Annotated in this window: 22 protein-coding genes; 14 read left to right on the forward strand and 8 right to left on the reverse strand. The window is 57.1% G+C overall.

The window, feature by feature from the left end; translation table 11 throughout:
• Nucleotide 1 precedes the first annotated feature (1 nt).
• The 3 genes from GOX45_RS19765 to GOX45_RS19775 form a co-directional block, all read right to left on the reverse strand.
• Nucleotides 2-685 (reverse strand): SDR family NAD(P)-dependent oxidoreductase, encoded by a 684-nt coding sequence (locus GOX45_RS19765; protein WP_171103305.1) that lies wholly within the window; start codon nucleotides 683-685, stop codon nucleotides 2-4.
• Nucleotides 686-688: 3 nt separating this feature from the next.
• The gene (locus GOX45_RS19770) at nucleotides 689-1357 is read right to left on the reverse strand and encodes a cupin domain-containing protein (protein WP_171103306.1); all 669 of its coding nucleotides are present in this window, start codon (nucleotides 1355-1357) and stop codon (nucleotides 689-691) included.
• A gap of 157 nt (nucleotides 1358-1514) precedes the next feature.
• The gene (locus GOX45_RS19775) at nucleotides 1515-3137 is read right to left on the reverse strand and encodes a thiamine pyrophosphate-binding protein (protein ID WP_171103307.1); all 1623 of its coding nucleotides are present in this window, start codon (nucleotides 3135-3137) and stop codon (nucleotides 1515-1517) included.
• A gap of 320 nt (nucleotides 3138-3457) precedes the next feature.
• Between GOX45_RS19775 and GOX45_RS19780 the strand changes: the two genes are divergently transcribed.
• From GOX45_RS19780 to GOX45_RS19815, 8 genes are all read left to right on the forward strand, one after another.
• Complete coding sequence (locus GOX45_RS19780) at nucleotides 3458-4624, forward strand: aromatic ring-hydroxylating dioxygenase subunit alpha (protein WP_171103309.1); 1167 nt, start codon at nucleotides 3458-3460, stop codon at nucleotides 4622-4624.
• A gap of 2 nt (nucleotides 4625-4626) precedes the next feature.
• A complete protein-coding gene (locus tag GOX45_RS19785) occupies nucleotides 4627-4866 on the forward strand; it encodes a hypothetical protein (RefSeq protein WP_171103312.1) in 240 nt (79 codons plus the stop codon).
• 81 nt (nucleotides 4867-4947) lie between these two features.
• Nucleotides 4948-6036 (forward strand): alcohol dehydrogenase family protein, encoded by a 1089-nt coding sequence (locus GOX45_RS19790; RefSeq protein ID WP_254446101.1) that lies wholly within the window; start codon nucleotides 4948-4950, stop codon nucleotides 6034-6036.
• On the forward strand, nucleotides 6033-7151 hold the full coding sequence (locus GOX45_RS19795; RefSeq protein ID WP_171103313.1) for a mandelate racemase/muconate lactonizing enzyme family protein: 1119 nt from the start codon (nucleotides 6033-6035) through the stop codon (nucleotides 7149-7151). Before GOX45_RS19790 ends, GOX45_RS19795 begins: the two co-directional genes overlap by 4 nt.
• 93 nt (nucleotides 7152-7244) lie before the next feature.
• Nucleotides 7245-8150: a LysR substrate-binding domain-containing protein gene (locus GOX45_RS19800; RefSeq protein ID WP_171103316.1), complete on the forward strand. Its 906-nt coding sequence runs from the start codon at nucleotides 7245-7247 to the stop codon at nucleotides 8148-8150.
• A 113-nt stretch (nucleotides 8151-8263) separates the two neighbouring features.
• The gene (locus GOX45_RS19805; RefSeq protein WP_254446102.1) at nucleotides 8264-10600 is read left to right on the forward strand and encodes a fatty acid cis/trans isomerase; all 2337 of its coding nucleotides are present in this window, start codon (nucleotides 8264-8266) and stop codon (nucleotides 10598-10600) included.
• A 69-nt stretch (nucleotides 10601-10669) separates the two neighbouring features.
• Nucleotides 10670-11332, forward strand: a complete 663-nt coding sequence (locus tag GOX45_RS19810) for a hemolysin III family protein (protein ID WP_371731840.1) — start codon at nucleotides 10670-10672, stop codon at nucleotides 11330-11332.
• Between the two features lie 91 nt (nucleotides 11333-11423).
• Nucleotides 11424-12203 (forward strand): 3-keto-5-aminohexanoate cleavage protein, encoded by a 780-nt coding sequence (locus tag GOX45_RS19815; RefSeq protein WP_254446104.1) that lies wholly within the window; start codon nucleotides 11424-11426, stop codon nucleotides 12201-12203.
• Nucleotides 12204-12211: 8 nt separating this feature from the next.
• Here the strand turns inward: GOX45_RS19815 and GOX45_RS22360 are convergent, their stop codons facing one another.
• From GOX45_RS22360 to GOX45_RS19840, 5 genes are read right to left on the reverse strand one after another with little or no spacing between them, the layout of a single operon-like run.
• Nucleotides 12212-13618, reverse strand: a complete 1407-nt coding sequence (locus GOX45_RS22360) for a DUF4384 domain-containing protein (RefSeq protein ID WP_171103324.1) — start codon at nucleotides 13616-13618, stop codon at nucleotides 12212-12214.
• Nucleotides 13615-14025, reverse strand: coding sequence for a biopolymer transporter ExbD (locus tag GOX45_RS19825; protein ID WP_171103326.1), 411 nt, complete (start codon nucleotides 14023-14025; stop codon nucleotides 13615-13617). The genes GOX45_RS22360 and GOX45_RS19825 overlap by 4 nt, the downstream gene beginning before the upstream one ends.
• The gene (locus GOX45_RS19830; RefSeq protein WP_171103328.1) at nucleotides 14022-14456 is read right to left on the reverse strand and encodes a biopolymer transporter ExbD; all 435 of its coding nucleotides are present in this window, start codon (nucleotides 14454-14456) and stop codon (nucleotides 14022-14024) included. The genes GOX45_RS19825 and GOX45_RS19830 overlap by 4 nt, the downstream gene beginning before the upstream one ends.
• A gap of 9 nt (nucleotides 14457-14465) precedes the next feature.
• Nucleotides 14466-15086, reverse strand: a complete 621-nt coding sequence (locus GOX45_RS19835) for a MotA/TolQ/ExbB proton channel family protein (RefSeq protein WP_171103331.1) — start codon at nucleotides 15084-15086, stop codon at nucleotides 14466-14468.
• Between the two features lie 3 nt (nucleotides 15087-15089).
• Nucleotides 15090-15593 carry a hypothetical protein gene (locus GOX45_RS19840; RefSeq protein ID WP_371808999.1) on the reverse strand — a complete coding sequence of 168 codons (504 nt, stop codon included), beginning with the start codon at nucleotides 15591-15593 and terminating at the stop codon, nucleotides 15090-15092.
• A 319-nt stretch (nucleotides 15594-15912) separates the two neighbouring features.
• Here GOX45_RS19840 and tssA point away from each other — a divergent pair, with 319 nt between their 5' ends.
• From tssA to tssE, 6 genes are all read left to right on the forward strand, one after another.
• Complete coding sequence (gene tssA / locus GOX45_RS19845) at nucleotides 15913-16950, forward strand: type VI secretion system protein TssA (RefSeq protein WP_171103335.1); 1038 nt, start codon at nucleotides 15913-15915, stop codon at nucleotides 16948-16950.
• Between the two features lie 67 nt (nucleotides 16951-17017).
• On the forward strand, nucleotides 17018-17533 hold the full coding sequence (tssB, locus tag GOX45_RS19850) for a type VI secretion system contractile sheath small subunit (RefSeq protein WP_171103342.1): 516 nt from the start codon (nucleotides 17018-17020) through the stop codon (nucleotides 17531-17533).
• A 3-nt stretch (nucleotides 17534-17536) separates the two neighbouring features.
• Complete coding sequence (gene tssC / locus GOX45_RS19855; protein ID WP_171103344.1) at nucleotides 17537-19033, forward strand: type VI secretion system contractile sheath large subunit; 1497 nt, start codon at nucleotides 17537-17539, stop codon at nucleotides 19031-19033.
• 94 nt (nucleotides 19034-19127) lie between these two features.
• The gene (locus GOX45_RS19860) at nucleotides 19128-19622 is read left to right on the forward strand and encodes a type VI secretion system tube protein Hcp (protein WP_171103347.1); all 495 of its coding nucleotides are present in this window, start codon (nucleotides 19128-19130) and stop codon (nucleotides 19620-19622) included.
• Between the two features lie 81 nt (nucleotides 19623-19703).
• Nucleotides 19704-20525 carry a type VI secretion system accessory protein TagJ gene (locus GOX45_RS19865; protein WP_171103349.1) on the forward strand — a complete coding sequence of 274 codons (822 nt, stop codon included), beginning with the start codon at nucleotides 19704-19706 and terminating at the stop codon, nucleotides 20523-20525.
• On the forward strand, nucleotides 20518-21012 hold the full coding sequence (gene tssE / locus GOX45_RS19870) for a type VI secretion system baseplate subunit TssE (RefSeq protein ID WP_171103351.1): 495 nt from the start codon (nucleotides 20518-20520) through the stop codon (nucleotides 21010-21012). The genes GOX45_RS19865 and tssE overlap by 8 nt, the downstream gene beginning before the upstream one ends.
• Nucleotides 21013-21016: the final 4 nt, after the last annotated feature.

The raw sequence follows: 21016 nt of genomic DNA on the forward strand, positions 1-21016 counted from the left end.
CTCAGAAACCCTCTGTGGCCGGGCGCAGATCCAACTCATGGGTCCAGGTTGACGCGGGCTGTTGTGCCAATTGCCAATAAGCTTCTGCAATCGCGTCGGGTTTCATCATCTTTGACGGATCCAGACTGTGCAATTCGCGGGATCTCGGCGTATCGATGATACCGTCCAGAATGACATGCGCCACATGTATCCCGGAAGGCTGGTATTCCCGCGCCAGCGATTGGGTCAGACCGCGCAAGGCAAATTTCGCCGAGGCAAAAGCCGAAAACCTCGCGCCACCGCGCAGTGATGCCGTTGCGCCCGAGACGATAAAGGTGCCTCCACCACCCCGCACCATCGGCTGCAGCACCGATTGCCCGAGGACCACAAGGGATTGAACCATCGAAGCCCACGTGCGCTGATAGTCTTCCAGTGTTGTTCCGGTGAAGGGGGCAATAACCAGTTCAGCGGTGTTGTGCACAACGATCTTGGGTGGGCCATGGATGGCGATCAGTTTAGCTATTATCGGCGACACGCTGTCAGGATCTGACAGATCAACCTGATGGAACGTGCCAACGGTGCCTTCGGGTCTCGTGCGGCCCAGCCCGACCGGCTCCATACCGGCAGACTGAAAGCGGGTCAGGAGAGATTGGCCAAGGCCAGCGCCGGCACCGGCCACCAAAGCAAGGGGTTTAGGGTCATTCATCTGTCACACCACCGGGGCTTGAGCATAGGGCAAATGCCCGGTTTTCATCCAGATCTTTGCACCGTCCGCACCCGCTGTTGCTGCCAGCGCTTCCCCTTCGGGCAGGCGTAACCAGCTATTTTTGCGCAGAACATCAGCACCAGCTGTGATCTCGCCGTCAATCACCAGCAACTCGATCCCGCCCTTCGCATCCGACGACAATTGAGCACCCGGATCAAGGTGGCTGTAGGTGACGATCTCGCGCGGGTCTTCGTGTAAAGCAGCGGTGGCAACTCCGTTTACGGGCGCAGCAAGCTCGGCCGCCATGTCTTTGCGAAACTGCGTTCGGTCGTCCATGTCGAACTGCCACAGCTTGACGAAGATTGTGCAGCCCGGCTCGGACCCCGGTGTATGGGCCGAGGTCGGTGGGTTCCGGACATAGGTTCCTGCCGGGAAATCCCCGTGTTCGTCCTGAAAGACTCCGTCCAGTACAATGAACTCTTCGCCCCCCGTGTGGGTATGTGCGGAAAACTTGCTGCCCGGCGCATAGCGCACGATTGTTGTGGCGCGGGCAACTTCACCACCGATCCGATCCAGCATTCGGCGGTCGACTCCCTTCATCGGCGAAGCTTGCCAATCAAGCTGATCAGAATGAACCACCACGCGGGACGTAAAATCGGAGTTCAGTTCCATGAGGGAATTCCTTTCTGGTGGTGAGATAACGGGGCATGAGGGGTTCACCCACTTACCTACCAGTAGGTAGATAGATTCGCAATGGTCCTTTTGACTGTGCGTCACCCCAACTGATGTGGGGTGAGCGGCTTGGACTTAGGCAGCCAGTTAGGCAGGCTCAGATCCGCATGCGCGGCACATCATGGGGATCCAGGTGAAGCTCGATCAGGAAGGGGCCTTTGCGGGTTTTGACCGCGTCAAGTGCAGCCTCCAGATCGTCTTTGGTGCGCACCTCGGCCCCGTCTGCGCCCAGTGACTTTGCGACCTCGGCAAACGAGGGCCAGTTGAATTCAGTCAGGCTTGGGTCCATCTGGCGGTCGATAAACTGGATATGTTCAGCGCCATAGGCCGAGTCATTGGCGATGATGACAATCAGATCCAGCCCCAACCGCACGGCTGTGTTGAATTCGTTGATGCCGCCCATCATGAACCCGCCATCGCCGCAGAACAAAACCGTGGGGCGGTCTGGTTCGGCAATGGCCGCGCCGATGGCCTCTTGCAGGCCCAGGCCAATCGATCCGAAATTGGCGGTCGGCACAAAGCTGTGAGGGTCGGGCACGGATAGGCGACACCAGACTTCGGTCATGAAACGACCCCCATCGGTAACCATCACGCGATTCTGGGGCAGCTCAGCCTCAAGCCGGTTCAGCGCGTGGATATAGTTGATGCAACCGTCCGCAGTTTTGTCCGCAGGGTCGGGATGGGCGGTAAGTGTTGGTACATCCAACTCGCGGGTAAAGCCGCTGGCTGGTATTTCCGCCTCGTTCAGCCAATACAGGATCGTCTCTGCCGCCAGTCCGGCATCTGCGATCAACGCAGCATCCGGGTGCAACCCACCACCAATGGCCGAGGCCTGAACATCGATCTGAACCACCCGCTTGTTCTTCATCAGCTTGCCACGATCGGTTGTGAAATCATGCAGTTGCGCGCCAAAACAAACGATACAGTCGGATTGGGCAATCAACTCATAGGCCGCCGGGGTCGAAAGCGTGCCAAAGATATCGATATTATAGGGATGGTCGTTGAACAGGCCCTTGGCCTTGAGCGTGGTGGCAAGCGGCGCCTCCAGCCGGTCGGCCAGTTTGACGATCTGGTCCTTCGCTGCAACGGCCCCGGCTCCGGCCAGGATCAACGGTCGCCGTGCCGAGGCGATCATGCCTATCGCGTCATCCAGAATATCGCTCTCCGCGACGCCGGTGGGTGCGTTGTAAACGTTCAGAACATGGGCGCTGTGCGTAACCTCTTGCCACATGAAATCAGCAGGCATGTTCAGAACAATCGGGCGCTGTTCGATCTGCGCGCGATAGAACACACGAGCCACATCCGCGCCAATGGTTTCGGGCGAGCGCAATTGTTCGAATCCGGCACCGGTGACTTTGACAACTTCGCGCTGATCGATGCCCTGCACATGGCGCGGGTTGCTGACCGGTGTGTCACCAGCCAGAACAACCATCGGAACATTGCCGCGCGCGGCCTCGGTCAGGGCAGTTGTGCAATTGGTCAGCGCCGGGCCATGCGTTACTGTTGCCACCCCAACCTTGCCTGACACATAGGAATAGGCCAACGCCATCAGGACCGAGCTCGCCTCATGCGCCGCACCGACAAACCGCCCGCCGCAGTCGCGCACAAAGCTGTCGACCATGAACAGATTCGCGTCACCCATCAGGCCGAACATGGTATCGACCCCATGTTCATGAGTGGCGCGGGCGATGGATTGGTAGGCATAACAAGTTTTTGGCATCTGAGCTCTCATTCGCGGTCGGTGGCTTCAATCTGTATCAGCATCAGCTGGCGTACAGTCCGCGAAATCGGCCTGAAACGGAGAATTTTCGCGGCTTTTTTCCCTTTTTCAGACGAATTGCGCGTGAATCTCGCGCCTTGTGACCAAGGTGGCTCTTCCACCAGCATCGTCGGACGCTGAGAACACCGCATCTAAGCCTTTGTAGATTTCAATTTAGCCAAGCTCACTCATCGGTTAGGATTTTTGATATTGAAGATCGATCAATAGCATTGCCAATGGGTCCTGATACCAAGCCCATTCTGGACAATAAGGAGTAATCGATGAACACACGCGTCTCGCTTTCATCTGTTCTGACCGAGGTTAACAAGGCCAAAGGTCTGCCCAACGCCCATTACATCGACCCGAATGTCTTTGTGGAAGAACGTGATGCCGTCTTGTTTGCCAATTGGTCTGGCATTGGGTTTGGCAAGGATATCCCCGAAGCGGGCGATGCTTATCCGATCGAGTTTCTGGGGATGCCTTTGCTGATGGTGCGAGATCGCGAAGGCCAGATAGGCGTGTTTCAGAACACCTGTCGCCATCGTGGAATGATCTTGGTGGACAAGCCTGGCAAGATCCGCGGCGCGATCCGCTGCCCCTATCACAGCTGGTGCTATGGGCTGGACGGCACGCTGAAAGCAGCACCGCATGTTGGTGGCCCCGGTCAGAATACACATGAGGATATGGACTATGCCGATCTGGGGTTGATCCGCATCCGATCCTATGTTTGGCGCGATGTGATCTTTGTGAATATCGACGGCACCGCTCCTGACTTCGAAGAGGTGCACGGCGAATTGATGGAGCGCTGGCAGGATTTCGATCAACCGATGTATCACGGGGGAGACGGCGCTTCGGTCCATCTGGAACTGGCCTCAAACTGGAAGCTGGCGGTCGAGAATTTCTGCGAAAGCTATCACCTGCCCTGGGTGCATCCCGGGCTGAACAGCTATTCCCGTCTTGAGGACCATTACAACATCAACGAACTGGGTAAGTATTCCGGCCAGGGCACCTATGTGTACCGCCAATTCGAAGGGGAGGCGGGCGAAAAGCTGGATGATTTCGCCGGGTTAAGCGAGAAATGGACCGAAGGGGCCGAATATATCGTTGTCTATCCCAACACCTTGTTGGGCGTACAGCGCGACCATGGGTTTGCCTTTATCATCGACCCGATCAGCCATGAGCGCTCGAACGAACGGATCGAGCTCTACTATGCTCAACCCCCCGAGGATACACCCGAGCACGAAGCTTTGCGCGCCCAGAATGCGGCTCTTTGGAAAACGGTTTTCGAAGAGGATGTGTTTGTCGTCGAAGGCATGCAAAAGGGCCGGCATGGCATTAAGTTCGACGGTGGCCGCTTTTCACCCGTGATGGACGGACCGACGCATTGTTTTCATCACTGGGTTGCTTCGCAGATCGAAAAGGCGCGCTCGGCGCCGCACGCGGACTGACAGTGGACCTGAACAAACTGGATCAGCAGCTGTTGCTGGCCCACGCCAAGCAGGACGTGCCGGCGCTGATTCAGCTGTATCAACAAGCGGCTGAGGTTGCAGAGGTGCGACAAGACTACGATGCCGCCTGTTTTTATCTTACACACGCGTTTGTCTACGCGCTGGAACATGGCGCACCTGAAGCAGAGGAGTTGAACCGTAAACTGTACGAGCGGGGACGTGCCGAGCGTTTGGGCATTTGACGCAAAGGGGCGTTTGAGCCGATGGTTTAGGGTATGATCGTATAGGACGAGTTGGGATTGTTAACCGAAGGGGGCGGTATCATGATCAGAACGATGGCAGGGGTCGTGCTGACGGGTCATGGCGGATTGGACAAGCTTGAATACCGCACCGATATACCGGTACCTTCACCGGGTCCGGGCGAAGTTCTGATCCGCGTTGCGGCGGCAGGCATCAACAACACCGATATCAACACCCGGATCGGCTGGTATTCCAAAGCGGTGACCGAAGACACTGAAACCGGTGGCGCTCAGGGGTTCGAGAGTGTTGATAACACCGACGCCAGCTGGTCAGGCACTCCGCTGAGCTTTCCGCGCATTCAGGGCGCAGATGCCTGCGGATATATCAAGGCCGTCGGGGATGGCGTTGACCCGTCGCGGATCGGGCAACGAGTGCTGGTGCAATCGATCCAACCCTTGCGCGAACACCCGCCCTTCAGCTGCATCACTTTTGGTTCGGAATGCGATGGTGCCTTTGCGCAATTCACCTTGGCCAAATCCGAATTTGCCCATCCTGTTCATTGCGGTTGGACCAATGCCGAACTCGCCTCGATGCCCTGCGCCTATTCAACGGCGGAAAATATGCTGCAGCGCGCCTCGGTCGGGGCCGAGCGGGTGCTGATCACCGGCGCGTCAGGCGGCGTGGGTTCAGCGGCTGTGCAATTGTGCAAACGTCGGGGCGCATATGTCATAGCCGTGTCTTCAAGATCGAAAGCTGATGAAGTTCTGGATCTGGGTGCCGACGAGGTTATTGATCGCAATGCCGATTTAGTGACCAGTTTGGGGAAAATGTCGGTAGATGTGGTGATCGATCTGGTTGCGGGGCCGCAATGGCCCAGCATGCTTGAGGTATTGCGCCGAGGAGGCCGTTACGCAACCGCAGGGGCCATCGCAGGGCCAATGGCAGAGCTGGATGTGCGCACGCTCTACCTCAAAGACCTCTCACTTTTTGGATCCACCTACCAGGCTGATGAGGTGTTTCCGAACCTCGTCTCATATATCGAACGGGGTGAGATCCGTCCGGCCTTGTCGGCCACCTATCCGTTGAAAGAGATTGCCCGCGCTCAACAGGATTTTCTGGCAAAACGGCATATCGGCAAGCTTGTTCTGCTTCCGCCCGAGGTGCCTGAGTGAAAATCAAGCGCATCGAACTGTATCAGGTTGAACTGCCCTATTCGGGTGGTGTTTATCAGCTGTCCGGTGGCCGCACATATTGCAGTTTTGACGCTGGGATCGTGCGGATCGAAACAGAGTGCGGGATCGAAGGCTGGGGTGAAAGCACGCCCTTTGGAGCAAGCTATATCGCCGCTCATGCGCGTGGCGTGCGTGCTGGCATCGCCGAGATCGCGCCACATTTGATCGGTCGCGATCCGCGCCATGTGGATCGGATCAATGATGCAATGGATACAGCGCTTGTGGCCCACAACCACGCCAAAACCGCGCTGGACGTGGCGTGCTGGGACATCTTTGGCAAGGCGGTGAACATGCCCGTCTGTGCTTTGCTGGGCGGGTCTACGGGGAACCGTATGCCCATCATCTCGTCGATCTATGCTGGCACGCCCGAAGACATGCGCCACCGCGTCGCCGAACATCGCAGCATGGGGTATCAAGGGCATTCGATCAAAATCGGCGCGCTGGACAGCGAGGGTGGCCCGGCGCTGGATGCCGAACGGATCGCCGCGGCTCTGGCGGACCGCCTGCCGGGTGAGTATTTCATCGTTGATGCAAACGGTGGCTTGTTGCCGGAAACCGCGCTTCGGATGTTGCGTTTGCTGCCCCAAGGACTCGATTTTGTACTGGAAGCGCCTTGTGCCTCCTGGCGCGAGACACTGTCTTTGCGACAAAGGTGCAATGTGCCGATCATCATCGACGAATTGGCGCAGCAGGATCAGGACATCATTCAGATCATTGCGCAGGATGTGGCTGACGGGATTGGCCTGAAAATCTCAAAAGCGGGCGGCCTGACCCATGGGCGGCGTCATCGCGATATCTGTTGCGCCGCTGGTCTGACACTCAGCGTGCAGGACACGGTGGGGTCAACCATCGCCTTTGCTGCCATTGCTCATCTGGGGTCCACCGTACCGCAGCGTTTCCTGCGCTGCATTCTGGATTGTCGCGACATGGTAACACTGTCGACCGCGAGGTTTGATGCTCCAGTCCAGGATGGTGGCGTGATGGTACCGGATGCTCCGGGGTTGGGCATCGAAGTCGACAAATCCGTACTGGGCGATCCGGTTGCCGTTTGGTGAGCGCATGGGGCGGTGAAACAAGTGGATTTCTGACAGATTTGTTGCCAAGCTGGGGTGAATGTCGCTCAAGCCAACTGGATATGCTCGCAGCCAATGTCTCGACGTCACTATAACCTGCCACCGCTTGCATCGCTCTCGGCGTTCGAGGCCGCCGCACGCCATCTGAGCTTCAAGGACGCAGCCGTCGAGCTGTCTGTCACCCCGGGGGCCGTTAGCCACCAGATCAAGGCCCTGGAGACCGAGCTGTCGGCTGCGTTGTTTATCCGCCGTCACCGCGGCGTTGTTCTGACCGACGGGGGCACCGCACTGTACGAGGCGCTCAGCACCTCTTTTCAGACAGTGTCCAAAGTGCTTGAACAAATTCGCAGCGGGGATTCGGAAAACCATGTCACCGTGGGCGTAACCACTGCGGTGGCGGCCCTTTGGTTGTCCCCCTCGGTGATCCGCTTCTGGCAGGATTACCCGCATGTGAAGGTGAACCAGCTGGCACAGGATACGGCCTTTAACGATCGATCTGATGTGGATTTTTTCATACGGTATGGCCACGCGCCCGGATCTTCTCTGCCGCATACGCAACTCTATCGGGATGTGCTGACCCCTGTCTGCAGCCCCACACTGGCCACTCAGCTGAAAGGGGCCACGCTTGCTGACATTGCGCAGCAGCCTCTGATCCATCTCGACACTCATGACAGCAGCTGGACCACATGGCCCGCCTGGTTTCAGGCACTTGGATATACCGGGCAGGTTCCCGTGCAATCGCGGGTGAACAGCTATGCGCTGGCCTTGCAACTGGCGCGCAAAGGGGCGGGTCTGGCCTTGGGTTGGAGACGCCTGGTGCACCCTATGCTGAACAGCGGAAAGCTCGTGGCTCTGGATGAGCACGCGATCCCGGCGCCAGACAACTTCTACCTGGTCGGGCGCGCGGATGAGCATTTGTCAGAAGGCGCCCAAAGCTTGAAATCCTGGCTTTTGGCCGAAATTCAGGACGGTTCGGATTAGTCTTGCTCATTCAGGGACTCATTCCGGCAAACTTAATCCGGTCCCGGCTTGTATCCGATCTCGGATCGGGGTGTCATGCGTCTTGCAGACATCTGCCGAACAGGGGGCCGGACATGCCGCATGATCGACAACACACGGGTCAGAAATGGAACGCAGGGGTGCTTTGGCTGGTCTTTGCGCTTTGCTTTCCAATCATGGCACATAGCCAAGATACGCTGTCTGAACCTGCTTGGAAGGATGTGAAAGAGATTCTGGATAAGCGCTGTGTTGTCTGCCACAGCTGCTATGACGCACCCTGTCAGCTTAAACTGACATCCCCACAAGGTATTCTGCGCGGCGCGAGCCAGCAGCCGGTCTATCACACCGAACGTCTGAGCGATGCGCAGCCCACGCGGCTGGGGATTGATGCTACAACCGTGGCAGGTTGGCGGGATCTTGGATTCTTTTCTGTCACCCGTGATCCGCAGCAGGCAGAAGCCTCGGCCAATCTGATCGAACGCTATCTTGAGTTGGGGAGGCAGACCCCCTTGGCCACGAATGCGCCGGTCCCGCAGGCATTGGAGCTTGCGGTTGATCGAACTCTGGTTTGCCCCACGCCCGATCAGTTCGACGCGTTTGCCAAAAACAACCCATTGGCCGGAATGCCCTATGCTGCCGCAGCTTTGGGCGATGACGAATATGCAACCTTGGCGGCCTGGGCGCGCGCAGGAGCGGTTGTACCTACAGTAAAAACCGAGGTGCCGGAAGACATCCAACGTCAGCTTGCCGAATGGGAGGCCTTTTTGAACGCCTCAGATATGCGGACCCAGTTGATGAGCCGCTATCTCTACGAACACCTGTTCCTGGCCCATCTGCACTTTGTCGGGGATGACCCCAGACGGTTTTTCCAACTGGTCCGATCCAGAACACCGCACGGCCAAGAGATCGACGTCATCGCAACCCGCCGCCCGTTCGACAGCCCCGGAGACGGGCCGTTTTACTACCGGCTGCGAGTGATCGACGAAACCATCGTCCACAAAGAGCATCTGGTCTACACGCTGGGGGCTGACCGCATGGCGCGGTATCAAGCGCTGTTTTTGGACAACGACTGGTCGATCACGTCATTGCCGTCTTACGGAGATGCCGAAGGCGGTGATCCGTTCACAACCTTTGCCAGCCTGCCTGCAAGATCGCGCTATCAGTTTCTGTTGGACGACGCCCTGTTTTTTGTGCGCAGCTTTATCCGCGGCCCGGTCTGTCATGGGGCCACAGCGGTTGACGTTATTGAGGATCGGTTCTGGGTCAGTTTCCTGGACCCGGACGCGGATTTGTCGGTCACCGACCCAAGTTTCCTACAAGACGGCGCCGCCTTCCTGGAATTGCCGGTGGCGCAGGTCGATCGGGGAAAGCTGGGCGATTTGCATGGTCTGTCCCATAAAAATCAGATCCGCTATCTTGAATTCCGCGACGCCCGATACCGTGCCAGCCCGACGCATCAACAAGGATTTGGCTATGACGCGATCTGGGACGGCGAGAGCACGAACACAAACGCCCTACTGACGGTGTTTCGCAATTTCGACAACGCGTCGGCCATGACTGGATTTCACGGCGCGATCCCGGAAACCGCATGGGTGATCGACTACCCCGTGTTCGAGCGGATCTATTACGACCTGGTTGCCGGTTACGATGTCTTTGGCCGGATCGAACATCAACTGGCCACTCGGCTTTACATGGACGAGTTGCGGATGGAGAGCGAGGATCTATTCCTGAACTTCATGCCACGTGAGAGCCGTCCAGAGATGCATAAGAGCTGGTATAGCGGGCCTCTGGCCCAATTGCATACCTACTGGCATCAGCGGCGGGTGGATGACACGTTTCCCAACGGGATCGCGTATGCCACAAACCAACCGAAACAGGAATTTCTGCTAGCGTTACTTGCACGAGGCGGTGGTCTTTGGCCTCTGTCTGACCCGATAAATCGGTGCGCGGACGAAACCTGCACGGATCTGGCCCTGCGCACCATCGCTGCTGAACCTGGACCCTGGGCCAAGTTCTTTCCAGATCTCTCGGTCTTGATCATCGAGACCCCGGACAAAGAGGATCAGATCTTCACCATCGCCCATGACAAAGCGCATTCCAATATCGCGTTTCTGTTTCACGAGCCGTCACGGCGCCAGCCTGACGAGGATGTTCTGACAATCCTCCCCGGGCTCTTCGGCAGCTATCCCAATTTCTTCTTTCGGGTGCCACAATCACAGCTTGATGTGTTTACAGAAGAGGTGAAATCCATCGCAACGCAGGAGGACTATCTGACTTTGGTCAACAATTTTGGTGTGCGCCGGACCAGCCCGAACTTCTGGCCATCAAGCGACCAGTTGCATCAGGCTTTTGCCGCAAGCGACCCATTACAGGCGGGGATTTTTGATCTGAACCGGTACAAGGATCCCAAACCGGATGACGCGCCGGAATAGGCGTGGCGCTCACACTCGCGGTTTTGTTAACTTGTTGCGCGGGTTCTGCGCGCTTACCTTTGATCCATGATGTCTTTTGCGCATATCCGACCAGCCTATAGCCGGGCAGAGCGTATCAGTGACGGATGTGTTCATGTACTTGGGGTGTCCTCAGCCGTCATCGCGGTGCCGATCCTCATATGGGTCACAGCCTACAGCCACCCCAAGACCGAAGCCGTTCTGGCCGCATCAATCTATGGCTGCACCCTGGTGCTGATGCTGTCGTTCTCGGCGGTTTACAACATGTTCGACACTCATCGCATGACCGACCTGTTTCGCCGTCTAGACCATTCGGGCATCTATGTAAAAATTGCAGGGACATATACGCCCTTTCTTGTGCTTTCAGGCGCCCCCACCACCGGGCTTTTGGTGGGGTTGTGGTCATCGGCCACGCTTGGATCGGTTTTGAAAATGATGGACCCTGACAGGTTCCGCTGGTTCGGCCTTGCGCTTTATTTGATCATGGGCTGGGCGGCTGTGCTTGCCGGGCATTCCATGCTGGCCGAGCTATCGCCCTTTGTCCTGACGCTTATGATCGCAGGTGGCCTAGTCTATACGGTCGGCGTGGTTTTTTACCTGATGGAATGGCTGCCCTTTCACAACACAATCTGGCATGTGTTTGTGCTGACCGGCAGTGTCTTGTTTTTTGTCGCTGTCACCGACCATCTTTTGCTGATGTCGCAAGGCGTTTGAAGTCGCCCGTTGATTTCAACGCAACAAGCGACAAAGGAAAAGCAGAAGAAAGGCTCTTGCCAGCCCGGCGCAAAGCAACCAGACAGCAGCCATGAATGAGTTCAAAAAGCCGTTTATCATGGTCGCGCCCAATGGTGGTCGCAAGACCAAGGCGGATCATCCTGCTGTCCCGACAACTGTTGCCGAACTGATCGCCTGCGCACAGGAGTGCCATGCCGCTGGGGCGGACGCCCTTCATGCACATGTTCGCGACAGCGCAGGCAATCACCTGCTGGATGCCGGGCAATATCGCGAGGTTTTGCAGGAATGCACCCTGCAGGTACCGGAATTGCAGTTGCAGATCACCACCGAAAGCCTCGACCGATATGATGCTGCGGATCAACGAAAACTGGTCCGAGATGTGATGCCGCAGCGTGTCTCGGTCGCATTGCGGGAACAAATGACCGGTACCGATGATGCCACGGCGCGGCAGTTCTATCACTGGGCGGATGAGTCGGGTATTGAAATCCAACACATTCTCTACTTTCCGAAAGATCGGGAGTGGCTTGAGGAACTGCAAGACCGGCATGTCATACCCGATAAGCCGCAGCGCGTTCTGTTTGTGTTGGGGCGCTATGAGGACGGGTTGCCAAGTCGCCCGGAAAACCTGCAACCGTTTCTGGATGCCGGCACTCGGCCAACGCGCTGGATGGCATGTGCCTTCGGTCAGACTGAAACGGCCTGCCTGGTCGAGGCCCACCAAATGGGTGGCGAGATGCGGATCGGGTTTGAAAACAATCTGCACAATGCAGATGGCAGCCTTGCTAAAGATAACGCCGAACGGGTTCGCGATCTACGGGCTGCGCTCGGCTTGCACGACAGCATAGGTTGACGTCTAGGCTATTCTGCTGCGGTGGTGATGAAGAAATAGACCCATTCACCTTTAAAATCCGGGTTTTCCGAGCGGGCTGCAGAAATGCGGGTTTTCAGGAATCTCAGGTAGTCATCAGCGGGTTCAACCAATGGCCGTTCTTCCTGGTAAAGCGGCACCGAAGACGCAAAGGCCACCGCTATCTCCTGGCCGTAAGGTGGGCCGATGGTGATGAATAGCCCCGGTTCGCCGGGCTCATCTGCTCCGATACGAAGCGAGGCTTTGGCCGGTGTCAGATCCAGCGGTGTTGACGCGTTGGGGCTGAGGTGGATCACCTGCCCATCGGCATCGAAATAATCCACATAGACATAGGCGTCGTAATCTGCGCCGGACAGATCCAGAACCAGTTGCTGACCCTGGACATAGCGAAATTCGCGCGCGTGCACATCGTCGCCGATCAGCAGAGGGTTGGTGATCTGGTCCGTGGATTGCGGCAAGCCGACATCTGCAATTCCGCTCAGCGCGCCGCATTGTGGACGGGGCAGCAGCAGGATGTTGTCGGCGACGCGGATATTCTCGCCCATCTGGGCCTGCAACGCCGCAAGCGTCGGAGCGCGCAACCCGTCTTCGGGAATATGGCCGATCACCTCAAGCGTGTTGGTTTCGGGTTGGAACTGCACCTGCAGGCGGGAGCAGGGCACTTGGACCAGCAGGCCATCGATCCCGTCACGCAAATCCTGCGCAGCCTGTGCGGCATCCTCGGGGCGCATGAAACTTTGGATTGCAGCCAGCGAGACGGGGTCAATCGGGCCGTCTCCGGTTGTTGACATGACATCTGAGGCCACGGCTGTTGTCGTGTCGGGCTCGGATTGTCTGAGCGCAACAGGTTGTGGCGAAACCGCCTGCGCCGTTTCGGTCGCCGGGGTGGCCGAGACAATGGGCTGTGCCTCCAGCTCTGCGGGTCGGGACAATTCCTGGTTGACAACCGTAGCGACGACAGGGGTCGGGGACACTTGGGCACTCACAAGCACCTCAGCGGCGCTGGTAACTTCGGTCAGGCCCAGCGTTGGCGCCAGCTGCGCTTCGATCCGGTTGGCGGTGTGCGCGAGCAGGGGCTGCGCGTTGGTTTGTGGCAGTGACGCTGCAAGCGATTGCTGTGGCAATGGGGCAGCGGCAGCGCTGGATTGCCTTATGACACCCTGATCCAGACGCGCCCCGCTGGCGGTTTTGGCCCGGGCCGCATCGGATTGCAGTTGGGCTTCTACCGCTTGGCTTTGCTTCACCTGGTGGGCCGACAATTGCATCCGCGTTTCGGGAACGGGCTGGTCCAGCACCGGGTCGGGGTCGCTGGTCCAGAGCAAGAGCAGCGCCCCCGCGACATGCAGCGTGACCGAGCCTACAAACCCGGCCCCCCAAATCAGCGGTCCGCCCGTCACCGGATCGGCCCCGGAGGTGTCACGACCAGAACTACCTCGCGCGCACCCATAGCCTCAAACCGCGCGATCAGGGGCAGGATGTCGCGCAATATCGCGTCACGATGGGCGTTGATGCGCACACGCGTTTCGGGATCCTCCATGATCTGTGCTTGCACAGCCTCCTGCACGGCTTGCGGGCTCAGTTCGACGCCGTCCAAAGCCAACACACCATCAGCACTCACTGACAAGGTGATACCACCGGCGGGCATATCTGCACCGGTAGTGGCCGTTGGCGGGGTCACATCAAACGGCGCAGTTGCGTCCATGCGACCGATCAGCATGAAGAACACTAGCAGAAAGAACACCACATCGATCAGCGCGATAATGGTCTCGGGCTGCGTGCGCGGGGCAGGGCGCGTGATCCTCATGGGCTGGCCTCAAGCCGAACGACACGCATGTTCACAACGCCTGCCAGTGTCACACTGTCCATCACCGATACCAGCGATTGCAGTGCCGCACCCCCCGTGGGCAGAATGATGACCTGAGTTGTCGGGTCATCCCCAAGACGCGCTGCCAGCAATGTGTCGAGTTCGGGCAGGGTCATTGGCGTGCCCTGATGATAAGGCGCGCCGTCAGCGCCGATGCGGAGCAACAAGGCGCTGGCATTGGCCTCGCCCGACACCTCTTGCGCCGGGGCCGGGCTGTCTGATTGAGCAAGCGCCGGGATCATGTCTAGATTCAGATAGGTCGAGGTGACCATGAAGAACACCAGCAGGATCAGCAAAACATCGATCATCGGCACCAAAGAGATTAAGGGCCGGGTCGGTTTGCGCCTGTGAAGGGTAAGCTCGGAGGTCATGGAAGGATCCTAGGGCGTGCCTCGTTCCTCGATCACCATCAACTGGCCGATGGCGTTTTCGATGGATTGCGCCCCGGCCTCGGCGCGCCCTGACAGAAGTGAGGCGCCGATGGCTGCGGGAATGGCGACCAAAAGCCCTGCGGCGGTGGTCAGCAAGGCCTGCCAGATACCGCCCGCAAGGACCGACGCGTTGGCGGCGCCCTGGGCGAGTTCCAACTGTTGGAAAGATTGGATCATGCCGGTCACGGTTCCCAGCAGGCCCAAAAGCGGTGAGATCATCGCAATCAGCTCCAGCACTCTGATCCAGGTGTTCATTGCAACAAATTCCTGATTGCCGCGTCGGGTCAATTCAGCCATCAGCGCTGATCCCTTAAACCCATCCATCAGGGCCTGCATTGCATAGGCGCAAACGCGATCTGCAGGGGATTTGCCGGCTGCCACTGCCGCCTGAGCGGGCTGTCGATCCCCGTTGGCCCATTGTACAAAGGCGGCATCCCGCGATGCTTCGCCCGACCGCACCGGCGCCAATTGCAGGGTTTTGACCACGATAAGGGTCAGCGACAGCAACGACAGCAGACCAAGAACCGCAATGATGGGCCCACCTGTGCCCAAGTTTTCAAAGCCAAACATTGTCTATTGCGCCAGATTAGCTGTCGTTTTGCTGCCAAGCGTCAGCAGTGGGAAGCAATCCATCGGTTCAGCGTTCTGTGACTTGCAAGCAGGCAGATCATGCAGCAGAACTTCGGATATGTCTGCGCAATTGACCTCGGGGATTTCAAACAGTTTCAGCACGGTGCGCTGCACAGGCAGCGGCGAGGCGTCAATGGAAAGAAGCCGGTCAATCACACCATCATTGTCCAGGATAGCCAGCGACATTTCAAAGTCTTCAAAACTGTTCTCCGTCCGATTTCGAAACAGAAAATACGCACGACATCCGTTGCTCTCACCGGGTTCGAACTTGTTCAACTCGATCGACAGCTTCCCCTCTTCAGCTGCGACAACCAGCGGTGCGAGCATCAGCGCAATTGCGCCAAGTATGCGTATTTTCATGTTTTTCCCTTTTTCGTCGTCGTGGATCGACCCTGCAAAGCCGATGTCAGATCGCGTCAGGATCAAGAATATAAGGCCCAAACGCATTCAGGCTTGATCATTGCAGCATTCGGTTCGACGCGGGAAGAAGTTTTTTCCAAGACAGGCACGAAGCGCCTGTGACCAGAAAGCCGCGATTGAAATACAGCAGTGTAGCACCGAGCCCATGCCGCAAAAAAAACGTATTTAAGAGGTTTGACTTTAGCCCGGTGATGCGGCTGATTCAGAACACGAGCTGCGAAAATAGTAGAAAAGTTTGCGAGTTTAATGATCATGTGAACTAGGTCATACACAAGATCGTGAGCACTGCGGTAGGCGATAAACAACAACGAAACGCGGTCAACGGGCAATAGGGTGATAACAGAAAATGGACCTATCCTCATATCTCGAACCCAGAGGTGAAGAACCTCCAAGCGGAGAGAATCTGGAATACGATCCAGCGTTTACGGATCTTGAAATCGCTGCACAGCCCGGTGAAGAGCGGCAGATGGGCGACGAGATCGTCGCAGCAGAGGAGCAGGACTGGAGCGACGTCGAAGACAAGGCGCTGGCGGTTATGGACAAGAGCCATGACTTGCGTGCCGCCATTTATCTGGCCGAGGCCGTTCTGCACACCAAAGGTCTGCCAGCGTTCGCCGCGGCAGTTGGCTATGCGAAATCGCTGCTGGATGAGTTCTGGGACACATGCCATCCCGAACTTGATGAAGACGATGGCGATGCCACGATGCGCATAAACGCGGTTCAGGGGTTGTCCTCGTCGGACCGCATGGTGCGCGCTTTGCGGCGCACCGGTATCACAGACAGTCGCATGTTTGGCCGTATGACACTGCGCCATCTCGACGTGGTTGATGGCCGGATCAACATGCCTGCGGATCTGGAAGAGATACCCGACGAAAACAGTGTTGCGGCGGCTTTCAAAGACACCGATGACGAGGTGTTGGCTGCGAATGCCGAAGCTGCTGCCGCAGCGCTGGAAGATATCGCTGCTATCGATGCAATCTTTGCCGATAAAACGCCTGGCGAAGGACCAAATCTTGATCCGCTGACCGAGGCGTTGAACAGTATTCAACAAGCGTTGGCACGTTATGCTGACGTAGGCGAGGTGGCGATTGATGACGCAAGCGATAGCGATGACGACGCGCCTGTTTCTTCTGCAGCTCCGGCAGCTGCTGGTCCGTCGGGCGGCGGGGCGATCAACTCGCCCGAGGATGTCACGCGTATGCTGGACCGCATCATGGACTATTACGCACGCTGCGAACCGTCGAGCCCACTGCCCATTCTGCTTGAGCGCGCCAAACGGCTTGTGAACGCGGATTTCCTGACGATTATCGAAGATATGGCCAAGGAAGGTCTGGATGAGGTCCGTCAGATTGGTGGCCTCAAATCAGACGATGACGATTATTGAACCGCCCCAGATGCCCTGGGACAGCGGACTTAGAACAAACACAGACACATGAATCGAGGAGCATCAGATGGCTGACAGTTCACAAAAATTCATAGCCCGTAACAGGGCTCCGAGGGTTCAAATCGAATACGATGTCGAACTGTATGGGGCTGAGAAAAAGGTTCAGTTGCCTTTTGTCATGGGCGTTATGAGCGACCTGGCCGGTAAGTCCGAGGTCGAACAGCCCGCAGTGGCCGACCGCAAGTTTCTTGAGATCGACGTCGACAATTTCGATGACCGGATGAAATCGATGGCCCCACGTGCCGCGTTCACCGTGCCCAATACCTTGACCGGCGAAGGCAACCTGGCGGTCGATATCACCTTTGAAAGCATGGATGACTTCAGCCCTGCTGCGATCGCCGCAAAGGTCGCGCCACTGAAAGAGCTGCTGGATGCCCGCACTCAATTGTCCAACCTGATGACCTACATGGACGGCAAAACCGGTGCTGAAGACCTGATTACAAAGATCATGCAGGACCCGAGCTTGTTGAAAACACTGGCAGCCCAACCCAAACCGGGCGGCGACGAAGCCGAGGAGGACTAAAAGATGGCCGAAGAAGAAGCCAAGGTAGAAGCCGCCGAAGGCGCAACAGCGTTTGGATCCTCGGAATTCGAGGCGCTGCTGCAAAAGGAATTCCGTCCGAAATCGGATCAGGCGAAAACCGCTGTTGAAAGTGCGGTTAAAACGCTGGCCGAACAGGCTCTGGCCAACGCTGGCCTTATCTCTGATGACGCGCTGCGGTCAATCGAGGGCATTATTGCCGAGATCGACAAGAAGCTGACCGAACAGGTCAACCTGATCCTGCACCACGAAGAGTTCCAACAGATGGAAAGCGCGTGGCGTGGTCTGCATTATCTGGTGAACAACACCGAAACTGACGAGATGCTGAAAATCCGCGTGATGAACATCTCGAAGAAAGACATGCACAAGACCCTGCGCAAGTTCAAAGGCACCGCGTGGGATCAGTCACCGATCTTCAAGAAGCTTTACGAAGAAGAGTTCGGCCAGTTTGGTGGTGAACCTTACGGTTCGCTGGTGGCAGATTACCATTTCGACCACAGCCCGCAGGACATCGAACTGCTGGGTGAGATGTCGAAGATTGCGGCCGCAGCTCATGCTCCTCTGATCACCGGGGCCAAGCCAAGCCTGTTCCAGATGGACAGCTGGTCGGAACTGGCCAACCCGCGCGATCTGACCAAGATCTTCCAGACACCGGAATACGCCGCGTGGCGGTCGCTGCGCGAGAGCGAAGATTCCAAATATGTAGGTCTGGCGATGCCACGCTTCCTGGGCCGTTTGCCTTACGGTTCGAAGACCGAACCGGTCGAAGAGTTTGCGTTTGAGGAAGATACAACCGGTGCCAACAGCGACAGCTATAGCTGGGTGAATGCGGCCTACGGCATGGCGGTGAACATCAACCGGTCCTTTAAGGAATATGGTTGGTGCTCGCGCATTCGCGGAGTGGAAAGTGGCGGTACGGTCGAAGGACTGCCCGCGCATACATTCCCGACCGATGATGGCGGTGTCGACATGAAATGCCCGACCGAAATCGCGATTTCAGATCGTCGCGAGGCGGAACTGGCCAAAAATGGCATGATGCCTCTGATCCACCGCAAGAACAGCGACTCGGCAACGTTCATCGGTGCGCAATCTTTGCACAAGCCCGCAGAATACGACGATCCAGATGCAACCGCGAACGCCAATCTGGCCGCGCGCTTGCCCTATCTGTTCGCGACCTGCCGTTTTGCGCATTATCTGAAATGCATGGTGCGCGACAAAGTCGGATCGTTCAAAAGCCGTCAGGATATGGAAAGCTGGCTGCAGGATTGGATCAACCAGTACGTGGATTTCAACGCCGATATTTCGGCCGAAGCGGAAAAAGCGCGCAAGCCGCTGGCCTCTGCCGAGGTTGTTGTGGAAGACGTTGAAGGAAACCCTGGATACTACACATCCAAGTTCTTCCTGCGTCCGCACTATCAGCTTGAAGGCTTGTCAGTGTCGCTGCGCCTTGTTTCGAAACTTCCATCTGAAAAAGCTGGATAATTTCGCGAAAAAAAATGGCGGCATGTGAAGCAATTCACTGCCGCCCATGTAGCCCTCAGGTAAACCAAGGGTACACATACTAGAGGAACCCAAAATGGAAAACGTATTCATCAAAATGGACTTCCCTGGCGAGGCCCGGGAAAAAGCACACACAGACTGGATCGCGTGTAAAGAGATCAGCTGGAACGTCGAGCGGACGCTGGATATGTCCGACATGGGCACAACCCAGCGCGGCTATGCGAACGCAAATTTTGGCAAGGTCGAACTGAGCACTGAGCTGAGCAAAGCTTCGGCAAAGATCATGACCTATGTTGCCTCGGGCAAAGCAAACGGTGAGATGACAATCCATCTATGCCGGGCAGGCGATGATGAAAAGAAGGGTATGGAACCCTACCTGATCATCACCCTGCGCGACGCCATCGTCGACAGCTACTCGGTCTCGGGTGGCGAAGATTCGATCCCGTCGGAATCCTGGACCGTCGCGTATCGTGGCATCTCGGTCAAATACAAGATTGCCGATTTCAAAACCGGCAAACTCAGCGACTGCAACGAGTTCAAGTGGAACCTGGAGACTGGCGACGTCAGCTAAGGTCCGATCTGAAAATGGCTCTGGCGGCAGGCGCCGCCGGGGCCCTTTTGCTTTTTTGCTTCCAGACTGCGCGAGGGTTTAATGACGCCAGAAGAACATCTTAAATCAGGCGATCTGACCGCAACGCTTTCAACGCTGCAAGACAAGATCCGCGCAAACCCCGCAGATGCAAAGCTGCGGATTTTTCTGTTTCAGCTGCTTTGTGTCATGGGCGATTGGAAACGCGCGATAACGCAGTTGAAACTGAGCGCGGAAATGGAAGAAGAGGCCACGATGATGGCCAAAACCTATCGCGAGGCCATTATCTGCGAGGTCTATCGTGAAAAGGTTTTTGCGGGTGAGAAGACCCCAATGATTTTTGGTGAGCCCGAAGAATGGCTGGCTCATCTGATCGAAGCTCAGAAACTGACGGCAGGTGGCCATTTCGAACAGGCCGCCGAGCTGCGGGCCAAAGCCTTTGACGCGGCTCCTGCAACATCGGGCACTGTGAATGGCGAAGCGTTTGAATGGATCGCCGATGCCGATATGCGGTTGGGGCCGGTTTTGGAGGTGATCGTAAACGGGCGCTATTTCTGGCTGCCGTTTTCTCAGATCGCCCGGCTTGAAATCGAAGAACCCAGCGATCTGCGGGATTCCGTTTGGACGGCGTGTACACTAACCGTCGCAAGCGGCGGCGAGGTCGCGGCTCTGATCCCGACGCGTTACGCTGGAACAACGGATCAAGGGGATGATGCCGCACGCCTTGCGCGCGCGACCAGTTGGATCGACGCCGGGGCTGAAACCTTCGTTGGATTGGGACAACGTCTTTTGACGACCGATACGTCAGATGTCGCTCTGTTGGACGTTCGCGAATTGGTCCTGAACGTGACCACCGAGTCCGGGGAAATGGCAGGAGATGGCTGAGAAGGCGCTTGTCGAAAGACTACAACCTTCGCTTCTTGACCGGTTGACCGACAATGCCCCGGATCAGCTGAAAGAAGGCCGCGACGCGCGGGTGATCGACGTTGGCCGTCTACGCGAGATCATCCAACGTGATCTTTCCCTGCTGCTGAATACGACAGATCAATCCGACCTGATCGACGAAGATGTCTATCCCCACGCCGCCAAATCGGTTCTGAACTATGGGATTCGCGAAACATCGGGCTCATTTTCCACCATGCGTCAGGCGCAACGCATCCAGCAATCGATTGCCGATTCAATCGAAGTGTTCGAGCCGCGGATTGTCAAAGGCTCCGTAGTCGTTGACCTTCGTTCCAAACAACGGTCCGGCGAAATGCACGTTGAGTTCGACATTCGCGCCGTCATGTGGGCGCAGCCGATGCCGCTTGAGCTTTATTTGCGCAGCCGTGTCGATGTGACGACCGGTGAAGTGGCGATCGAGAGGAGCTAAGCAG

Origin of the sequence: Ruegeria sp. HKCCD7255 (genome assembly GCF_013031565.1) — a bacterium.
GTDB lineage: Bacteria > Pseudomonadota > Alphaproteobacteria > Rhodobacterales > Rhodobacteraceae > Ruegeria.